This window comes from Clostridium sp. LY3-2, from assembly GCF_024705715.1.
Classification (GTDB): domain Bacteria; phylum Bacillota; class Clostridia; order Clostridiales; family Clostridiaceae; genus Clostridium.
Window position 1 is genome coordinate 19,395 of record NZ_JAMDLQ010000062.1, and the last position, 8,893, is coordinate 28,287.

Consider the following 8,893-nt stretch of genomic DNA (forward strand, 5'->3'; position numbering starts at 1 on the left):
AGGTATCTAGATGCCTAAAAATGTAGGAAAAGTGGTTCAAGTAGTAGGACCAGTTGTAGATATAAAATTTGATACTGAGTCACTTCCAAACATATATAATGCTATTGAGATAGACATGGGTGAGCACATGCTTATCACTGAAGTTGAACAACATATCGGAGACGATATAGTAAGAACAATAGCTATGGAAGCGACTGAAGGATTAAAAAGAGGAATTAAAGCAGTTGACACAGGACATCCAATATCAGTACCAGTTGGAAAATGTGTTTTAGGAAGATTATTTAATGTACTTGGTAAAGAAATAGATGGTGAAATTGCAGGGGATGTAGATGCTACAGAATTCTACCCTATACACAGATCAGCACCATCATTTGAAGATCAATCAGTTCAACCAGAAATGTTTGAAACTGGTATTAAAGTAGTTGACCTTTTAGCACCATATCAAAAAGGTGGTAAGATAGGTCTATTTGGAGGAGCTGGAGTTGGTAAAACAGTTTTAATCCAAGAGCTTATAAATAACATTTCTAAAGAACATAGTGGATTATCAGTATTCACAGGTGTTGGAGAAAGATCAAGAGAAGGTAATGACCTTTACTATGAAATGAAAGAATCAGGAGTTCTTAAAAATACTGCACTAGTATTTGGACAAATGAATGAGCCACCTGGAGCTAGAATGAGAGTTGCACTTACAGGGTTAACTATGGCTGAGTATTTCAGAGATAAAGGCCAAGACGTGTTACTTTTCATAGATAATATATTCAGATTCTCACAAGCAGGTTCTGAGGTTTCAGCCTTACTAGGAAGAATACCATCAGCTGTTGGTTACCAACCAACACTAGCTACTGAGATGGGTGCATTACAAGAAAGAATCACATCAACTAAGAGTGGTTCAATCACATCAGTTCAAGCGGTATACGTACCTGCCGATGACTTAACTGACCCAGCACCAGCTACAACATTCTCTCACCTTGATGCAACAACAGTTTTATCAAGAGGAATAGCAGAAAAAGGTATTTATCCTGCAGTTGACCCAATCGAGTCAACTTCAAGAATTCTTGACCCTAGAATAGTTGGTGAAGAACACTACAAAGTATCTTCACAAGTTAAACATATGCTTGAAAGATATAAAGAACTTCAAGATATTATAGCTATCTTAGGTGTTGATGAATTATCAGATGAAGATAAAGTAACTGTTGCAAGAGCAAGAAGAGTTCAAAACTTCTTATCACAACCATTCTCAGTTGCAGAACAATTCATAGGAATTCCAGGTAAATACGTTCCAATAGAAGAAACTGTTAGAGGATTCAAAGAAATAATAGAAGGTAAGCATGATGATGTTCCAGAATCAGCATTCTTATTTGTAGGAACTATAGAAGAAGTTTTAGAAAAAGCTAAAATAAAAGCATAAGAAGGTGTTATCGTATGAGTAGTACTTTTAAAATGCAAATAATAACTCCAGAAAAGACTGCCTTTGATGGAGATATACAAAGCATAACAGTACAAACTGGAGAAGGATATATTGAACTTATGGCTCGCCATGAGTCTATCCTACTAAAAACTCTACCTACTATAGCAAAGGTTATTTTAGGAGATGGTACTAAAGCTGAGTATTTTATATCAGGTGGAATTGCAAAATTTGAGGGAAATGAACTTAAACTTTGCGTAGGTGCTTTAGAAACTAAAGAAGATATTGATTTAGGAAGAGCAAAAGAAGCCAAAGATAGAGCAGAAAAAAGATTAAAAGAATCTAATTGGAATGAAAAAAGAGCGCAAGCTGCGCTTCAAAGATCAATCTTAAGAATTAGATTAAAAGAGCAATAGTAAAAAGACCATACTTTAAAGTGTGGTCTTTTTTTTGCATGTTTTTTATTAGCACAAAAAATTAATAATGATAATAATATATATAGAGGAAAACTGTATAAACTTTTATTTTATGGACAATACTTAAAACGAAAGGTAGGGGTATTATGGGAATAAAGAGAGTTATTATTTTTATTTGTACTATTTTCGTTTTAGGAATTTCAAATTCTGAAAGTTTAAATACTAAAAATTATTATTATTTTGAAGAAGATGTTATTAAAAAAACAGAGTTTGCTAAAAATGCTGTAAAAATTCAATACGAAACTGATTTAAGTATAGAAGATGAATTTAAGAGAGTTTGCGATATTTTAAAAAAAGATTATAAAATAGAGACTTCAGATAAATTAAAATTAGAAGGTAGATATTCTTTAGAATTTAGCGCTTGGAGAGAGGGAAATAAAACTTTTGTTGAAGGTGTTATTTCAAATAAGGATACAAAAACAAATTCAAGAAATCTTAAGAAAGAATTGAAAAAAATACAAGATGATAAAATCCAAAATATAAATTATTTTAACTATTATAAGGGTAAAATAAAAGTGAAAAACAACAACATAGACAAACTTGATATGAGTTCTCTTAATCTAAAGGGAGAATTTATTAAAATTCAAAATGGATACACAGGAAAACTTACATTAGGAGATGGAAGCAGATTAAATTATTCCATTATGAGTTATGATACTGGAATTTATTTAATTATAGGAACTCCTATTATTTTCAAAACGTATTAACAATTTTTTTGGAGGAAAATATGGAAAAAATCATAGTAAAGGGAGTTAAGGAACTAAAGGGAGAAGTTAATATAAGTTCAGCTAAAAATGCAATCTTACCTATAATAGCTGCAACTATATTGTGTGATGAAAAAGTTATAATAAAAAATACTCCAATGCTTGAAGATGTAAGTGTTCTTATAGAATTACTTAGAGAATTAGGGGCAGAGATTAAATATTCAAATATAACAGATGAACTAATTATAGATAATTCTAATTTAAAGTTAGTAGATACTATAGATAGCTTAGTTAAGAAAATGAGAGCATCATTTTTAATAATGGGACCAATCCTTTCAAGATTTGGTTACTGCAAGCTTTCTCTTCCAGGCGGATGCAATATAGGGAGTAGACCTATAGATCTACATTTAAAAGGCTTTAAATTATTAGGAGCTGATATAAATAAACAATATGGTTATGTTGAAACAAAGGCTACTAAGTTAAAAGGTAACAGAATATATTTGGATTTTCCATCAGTTGGAGCAACAGAAAATATAATTATGGCTTCAGTCCTTGCTAAAGGAGAGACTATAATTGAAAATGCAGCAGAAGAACCTGAAATTTATGATTTAGCTAATTTTTTAAATAAAATGGGTGCAAAGATTTATGGTGCAGGTAGAGGTAAAATAACTATAATAGGTGTAGATAAACTTAAAGGAACAACACACACTCCAATTTACGATAGGATAGAAGCTGGTACATTTATGGTAGCGGCAGCTATTTCAAAAAGCGTTATAGATATTAAAGGTATTGATGATGATAACTTAAGACCTATAATAGAAAAACTAAAAGAATGTGGAGTGAAATTTATAAATTATGAAGATGGAATTATTGTAGATGGTAGAGGAAATAAATATCCTATAGATATAAAAACATTGCCACACCCTGGTTTTCCAACGGATATGCAACCTCAAATGATGGCATTACTTTCAACTATAGAAGGAGGAAGCGTTATAACTGAAACTGTTTTTGAAAACAGGTTTATGCACGTAGCAGAACTTACAAGAATGGGTGCAGATATAAAAATAGACGGAAAAACAGCATTAGTTAATGGTGTATCTAAACTTACAGGATGCGAAGTTAAATCAACAGATTTAAGAGCTGGTGCAGCTATGATTTTAGCGGGACTTGTAGCTGAAGGTGAAACTGTGGTAGGTGATGTTTATCATATAGATAGAGGATATTTAAATATAGAAGAAAAGTTTAAAAATTTAGGTGCAAACATTTATAGAGAAGATAGGTGAAAAAACCAGTAGTACTAGCTACTGGTTTTTTATATTTTAAATAATAGATTTTAGTAACATAAAGAAAAATCTGTAAGTAATATTTCTTTTTAGTAGTTAATATAAATAGAAGAGATGCAAAGGGTGAAAAGGAGGTTTTTTATGAGAAGAGACGAGCTTTTTGAAAATATAAAAAGTTTACTTAGTTTAACTCTTATAATAGTAATATTTATAGGTGTTATACCACATATACTTTTAGGGAATGGAATTGATAACTTTTTAAAAGAGAATTTTAGTGAGAAAACCACTGATTATAAATCAAAAAATGTAATTCAAATTAGCGGAAGTGATAAAGCTAAAGTTTATAGAACTAAAAGTAAAAAGGTTGAAGAGATGCCTGTTGAAGAATATATTATGGGCGTTTTATGGAGTGAGATGCCTGTTGATTTTAATGAGGAGGCGCTAAAGGCTCAAGCTATAGCAGCTAGGACATATTATTATAGTAAAAGAGCTGAAAAATGTAATGAAGGAAATGGAGCTGAAATTTGTGATAGTGTCCATTGCCAAGCGTATATAGATAAGAATGCAAGGTTAGAAAATTGGGATGAAAAAGCTCGAGATAAAAATTATAAAAAGATAAAAGAAGTTATAGATGATACTAAAGGAATGGTTTTAACTTATAAGGGAGAACTTGCATTATATCCACAGTATTTTTCAACAAGTAGTGGAAAAACAGAAAATGCAGAAGATGTATTCTCTTCAAAAGTTCCATACTTAGAGTCAGTAGATAGTCCGGGAGAAGAGGTTTCTCCAAAATTTGAAAGCGAAAAGAAATTAAAAAATAAAGAGTTTGTTGAAATATTTAAAAAAGAATATAAGGACACTGATATAAAAGAAAAGAATCTAAAAAATTATATAGAAATTAAATCAAGAACAGATGGTGGTTCGGTAAAGAGTATCAAAATAGGAAATAAAACAATCGAAGGAACTAAATTTAGAAAATTATTTGATTTGAAATCAGCAAACTTTGAATTAGAGTTTTCTAAAGACTCTGTTACTATAAAAACTAAAGGATACGGTCATGGCGTTGGAATGAGTCAGTGGGGCGCAAATGTTATGGGGAAAGATGGGAAGAAGTTTGATTATATTTTAAAACATTATTATAAAGGAACAGAGATTTCAAAAATTTTTTATAAGTAAAAGAATAAAAGGGTGATATTTGGACATAATCCAAATATCACCCTTTAAATTTAAGAAAATTAATCCAAATGTGTATTAATTTATTAAAAGGGGACAGAATATACACGGGAGGTGTTTAAATTGAAAAAACACAACAAAATAGCCGAAGGATTTAAAAATTTTAAAGAAAAATTACCAAAAGTATTTAAAAAAGACGGAGTTTTATTATCTTTATTTATTATTTTATGCGCTGTAACTATAGTAGGGACTGTTGCAATTAAAAAATCAAAGATAACAGAACAAGTAAAGAAAAATCCAAATACTGAATTAACTTTAAACGTTGATGATAAAAATAAAGATGAACAAAAAGAAACTATGGATAATTCACAAAGAGTAGAAAACGAAGAAAAAGGTAATACTAAAGAAGATAAAAAAGAAGCAAAAGCTGCTTCAGCAAAAGTTAAAAACGAATTCGTAGCACCTGTTATGGGAAAAATAGTAAGAGACTTTAAAAGCCCTCTTAAAGACGGTGCTGGTAGAAGAATATTACCTGGAGTGACTATAGCTTCAGAAAAAGGAACTGATATAAAATCAGCTGAAGCTGGTGTTATTGAAGAGTGTAGAGACGACGCTTTTTATGGAACTACTGTAACTGTTAAGCATGCAAACGGTGTTAAAACTGTTTATTCAAATTTAGATAAAAAATTATCAGTTAAAAAAGGCGATAAAGTTACTAAGGGCCAAGTTATAGGTAAAGTTGGAGCTACAGCTAAGGGGTTAGATATTTTACTTGAAGAAAACAAGATAAAAGATAGTTTCTGTAATATCGAGATGACAGAAACTAAAGATAACAAAACTAAAAGTGTAGATCCAACTAAATTCTTAGAATTCAAATAAAAGATTATAGTCGGCATAAATTGCCGGCTATTAAAATTAAGGAGGGATTATCTTGAAAGATTATATTGAAGAAAGAGTATTAGAAGTAGCACAATATATAATTGATTCGAAAGCTACTATTAGGAAAACGGCGAAAGTTTTTGGGGTTAGTAAAAGCACAATTCATAAAGATATGACAGAGCGATTACCAAAGATAAACCCAGAGATAGCTGAGCAAACTCACTCTATTCTTGAGATTAATAAAGCTGAAAGACACATAAGAGGCGGAAAAGCTACGAAAATGAAGTACAAAACTGCAAAATAACAAATAAAAAAGTCACTATTGAACGAAAACTACATTCAATATATAATCAATATTAGAAATAATTTCAAAAAGTTTTATTATCATTAATAAAATATTAATAATGGGAGTGAAAAATAATGTGGTTTTGGAGAAAAGGAACAGAACTTGGAATTGACCTTGGTACTGCTACGGTATTAGTTTATATGAAGGGCAAAGGAATAGTTCTAAAAGAACCTTCAGTAGTGGCTATTAATAAGAACACAGGAAAAGTACTTGCTGTAGGGGATGAAGCAAGACTTATGATAGGTAGAACACCTGGAAATATTGTAGCTGTAAAGCCGCTTAGAGAAGGTGTAATCTCTGATTATGATGTAACAGAAAAAATGTTAAAAGAATTTATAAAAAAAGCATATGGAAATAAAAAAATCAGAGCGCCTAGAGTTATGGTTTGCGTTCCATCTCAATCGACAGAAGTTGAAAAGAGAGCTGTTATGGAGGCTGCTAGAAATTCAGGAGCAAAAGAGGTACATCTTATAGAAGAACCTTTAGCTGCGGCTATCGGGTCAGGACTTGATATAACTAAGCCTGACGGACATATGGTAGTAGATATTGGCGGAGGTACATCAGATATAGCTGTTATCTCTCTTGGAGGAATAGTAGTAAGAGAATCAATCAAAATAGCAGGAAATAATTTTGATGAATCGATTATAAGATATGTTAGAAATAAATATAAAATGATGATCGGTGAAAAAACAGCAGAAGAAGTTAAGATTACTACAGGTTCAGTATTTAAAGATTCAAATGATAGCAAAGCATCTATTAAAGGTAGAAACCTAGTTACAGGCTTACCAGATCAAATAGAACTTTCATCAGAAGAACTTAGAGAAGCATTACTTGAACCGGTAAATATTATAGTTGAAGCGGTAAAGAATGTCCTAGAAAAGACACCACCAGAACTTTCAGCAGATATTATAGAAAAAGGAATATTAATGACCGGCGGAGGGTCTCTTTTATACGGCTTAGATAAGCTTATTCAAAAAGAAACAGGAGTAGATGTTAATATATCAAGTAATTCTATAGAAGCTGTTGTAGAGGGTACTGGAGAAGTTTTAGGATACATAGACAAATTAGATTCATCTATAAATGGAAGAGAAATAGTTTTAGTAGATTAATAAATAAGGATGTTACAAGTTTTTGTAACATCCTTTTATTAATGGAAATTTAAATGATAAGCGTGTATGAATCCATATGAAATAGTTTTAGCTATATTATATATAAGAGATAATCTGATGGAGCGTGAAGAGAAAAAATCAGTATTGTCATTAGAATCAACAATTCCAACTAAAGATATGTCACCAACAGACTGCAGAGTCTTTCCAACACCTTTTCCAGGCCTTATAGGGTAGTCTCTTATATGAATTTCACCTATAGATTCTCTAAGACCTAAGCAAGCATCTATTCCTATAATTAATGAATCTTTGTGAGAATTTTTTATTTCTTTTATTTTACTATCTATATTTAAGGCATGGATAGGATTATCTATAGTTCCGTAAACCGGAAGAGGGAAATTATTCTCTTTAAGAATACTCCCAACTAGAGGTCCTAAAGAGTCTCCTATAAATTTATCAGTTCCTATGCATACTATTACAGTATTTTCACATATATAATCTTTTAAGTTAGTTGCTAGTGCGTAATATGCTAAAGGGATTTTATGATTTATTTTTATATCCAAAAGCTTCACCTCCATGAAAATATATATGAATTTAATTTTTGAAATAGTAGTAAATGAATAAAAAATATATTAGATGGAGATTAATTATAAAAAGGAGGTGAGTTTTTTGAAAAAGAAATATGTAATTGCATCTATTATTTTTTTAGCTTTAGTATCCTTTTGCGCTATAGTAATTTTTAAACCTTCATTAGAAAGCGCATAAGTAAGCGGTAAAAATATTGAATCTAAGGAAGAAAAAAATATAGAAAAAGAAATATATAAAGTAAATAAAGAGGACCTTTTAAAAAAGCTTAGTAAATCAGAAAAAGAGGAATTAGATAAAATACTTAAAAATATATCATCTGTCGATATAGGTAAGATTGAACAATATATGAGTAATAATGATTCAAAAAAGGATGTGAAAGATGCCTTAAGTTTACTTAACAAAAGACTTGGAAAAGCTGATTATAGCAAGGTTATCGAGATACTTTCACCCTACGTTGACTTAAGGGTTTTTAATTAAAATGCATAAAATATATAAATAGGTGTAAACGGAAGAAAAAGAGAGAAAGTGTGAGAAAATATAGAATAATATCGTTTAAATGGGTAAATTTAGATTTGAAATAAGTTTAGTATGAATATATACTAACTATTGTCGGTTGGCGGTTCTCGCTGATCTGGCGAAAGAAAATTTCAAATTTGGTGGAGTTCCCGAGTGGCCAAAGGGGGCAGACTGTAAATCTGTTGCAAGTTGCTTCGAAGGTTCGAATCCTTCCTCCACCACCATTTTAAATGGGCGCATAGCTCAGCTGGGAGAGCACCTGCCTTACAAGCAGGGGGTCACAGGTTCGATCCCTGTTGTGCCCACCATTTAAATTTTAAATATTTGAAATACTTTAAGCTGATGTGGCTCAATTGGCAGAGCAGCTGACTTGTAATCAGCAGGTTATCGGTTCAAGTCCGATCATCAGCTCCA

General features: G+C 31.1%; 10 protein-coding genes and 3 tRNA genes. 12 read left to right on the top strand and 1 reads right to left on the bottom strand.

Going from position 1 to position 8,893, the window contains the following annotated elements:
- The first annotated feature begins 10 nt into the window (after positions 1-10).
- The 8 genes from atpD to mreB all read left to right on the top strand — a co-directional run bounded on the left by atpD (position 11) and on the right by mreB (position 7,378).
- Complete coding sequence (atpD, locus tag M4I33_RS16195; RefSeq protein WP_257917780.1) at positions 11-1,408, top strand: F0F1 ATP synthase subunit beta; 1,398 nt, start codon at positions 11-13, stop codon at positions 1,406-1,408.
- A 14-nt stretch (positions 1,409-1,422) separates the two neighbouring features.
- Positions 1,423-1,821, top strand: a complete 399-nt coding sequence (locus M4I33_RS16200; RefSeq protein ID WP_257917781.1) for an ATP synthase delta/epsilon chain alpha-helix domain-containing protein — start codon at positions 1,423-1,425, stop codon at positions 1,819-1,821.
- 146 nt (positions 1,822-1,967) lie between these two features.
- Positions 1,968-2,588, top strand: coding sequence for a hypothetical protein (locus M4I33_RS16205; RefSeq protein WP_257917782.1), 621 nt, complete (start codon positions 1,968-1,970; stop codon positions 2,586-2,588).
- Positions 2,589-2,608: 20 nt separating this feature from the next.
- On the top strand, positions 2,609-3,868 hold the full coding sequence (murA, locus tag M4I33_RS16210; RefSeq protein WP_257917783.1) for a UDP-N-acetylglucosamine 1-carboxyvinyltransferase: 1,260 nt from the start codon (positions 2,609-2,611) through the stop codon (positions 3,866-3,868).
- 141 nt (positions 3,869-4,009) lie between these two features.
- Positions 4,010-5,047: a stage II sporulation protein D gene (gene spoIID / locus M4I33_RS16215; protein WP_257917784.1), complete on the top strand. Its 1,038-nt coding sequence runs from the start codon at positions 4,010-4,012 to the stop codon at positions 5,045-5,047.
- A 120-nt stretch (positions 5,048-5,167) separates the two neighbouring features.
- Positions 5,168-5,923: a M23 family metallopeptidase gene (locus tag M4I33_RS16220; protein ID WP_257917785.1), complete on the top strand. Its 756-nt coding sequence runs from the start codon at positions 5,168-5,170 to the stop codon at positions 5,921-5,923.
- A 52-nt stretch (positions 5,924-5,975) separates the two neighbouring features.
- Positions 5,976-6,227 carry a sporulation transcriptional regulator SpoIIID gene (gene spoIIID / locus M4I33_RS16225; protein ID WP_194192415.1) on the top strand — a complete coding sequence of 84 codons (252 nt, stop codon included), beginning with the start codon at positions 5,976-5,978 and terminating at the stop codon, positions 6,225-6,227.
- Between the two features lie 116 nt (positions 6,228-6,343).
- Positions 6,344-7,378, top strand: coding sequence for a rod shape-determining protein MreB (gene mreB / locus M4I33_RS16230; protein ID WP_194192416.1), 1,035 nt, complete (start codon positions 6,344-6,346; stop codon positions 7,376-7,378).
- A gap of 38 nt (positions 7,379-7,416) precedes the next feature.
- On the opposite strand, the gene yyaC is transcribed toward mreB, so the two are convergent.
- On the bottom strand, positions 7,417-7,953 hold the full coding sequence (gene yyaC, locus M4I33_RS16235; RefSeq protein WP_257917786.1) for a spore protease YyaC: 537 nt from the start codon (positions 7,951-7,953) through the stop codon (positions 7,417-7,419).
- A 355-nt stretch (positions 7,954-8,308) separates the two neighbouring features.
- On the opposite strand from yyaC, the gene M4I33_RS16240 reads away from it, so the two are divergent.
- The 4 genes from M4I33_RS16240 (at position 8,309) to M4I33_RS16255 (ending at position 8,893) form a co-directional block, all read left to right on the top strand.
- On the top strand, positions 8,309-8,440 hold the full coding sequence (locus tag M4I33_RS16240; protein ID WP_257917787.1) for a hypothetical protein: 132 nt from the start codon (positions 8,309-8,311) through the stop codon (positions 8,438-8,440).
- Between the two features lie 178 nt (positions 8,441-8,618).
- Positions 8,619-8,703: transfer RNA gene (locus M4I33_RS16245), tRNA-Tyr, on the top strand.
- An 8-nt stretch (positions 8,704-8,711) separates the two neighbouring features.
- Positions 8,712-8,787, top strand: a tRNA-Val gene (locus M4I33_RS16250).
- A 30-nt stretch (positions 8,788-8,817) separates the two neighbouring features.
- Positions 8,818-8,893, top strand: a tRNA-Thr gene (locus M4I33_RS16255).

Excerpts from the sequence above, each read along its gene's own strand:
- atpD (WP_257917780.1), top strand. The coding sequence starts at position 11 with ATGCCTAAAAATGTAGGAAAAGTGGTTCAAGTAGTAGGACCAGTTGTA.
- M4I33_RS16200 (WP_257917781.1), top strand. The coding sequence starts at position 1,423 with ATGAGTAGTACTTTTAAAATGCAAATAATAACTCCAGAAAAGACTGCC.
- M4I33_RS16205 (WP_257917782.1), top strand. The coding sequence starts at position 1,968 with ATGGGAATAAAGAGAGTTATTATTTTTATTTGTACTATTTTCGTTTTA.
- murA (WP_257917783.1), top strand. The coding sequence starts at position 2,609 with ATGGAAAAAATCATAGTAAAGGGAGTTAAGGAACTAAAGGGAGAAGTT.
- spoIID (WP_257917784.1), top strand. The coding sequence starts at position 4,010 with ATGAGAAGAGACGAGCTTTTTGAAAATATAAAAAGTTTACTTAGTTTA.
- mreB (WP_194192416.1), top strand. The coding sequence starts at position 6,344 with ATGTGGTTTTGGAGAAAAGGAACAGAACTTGGAATTGACCTTGGTACT.
- yyaC (WP_257917786.1), bottom strand. The coding sequence starts at position 7,953 with ATGGAGGTGAAGCTTTTGGATATAAAAATAAATCATAAAATCCCTTTA.
- M4I33_RS16240 (WP_257917787.1), top strand. The coding sequence starts at position 8,309 with ATGAGTAATAATGATTCAAAAAAGGATGTGAAAGATGCCTTAAGTTTA.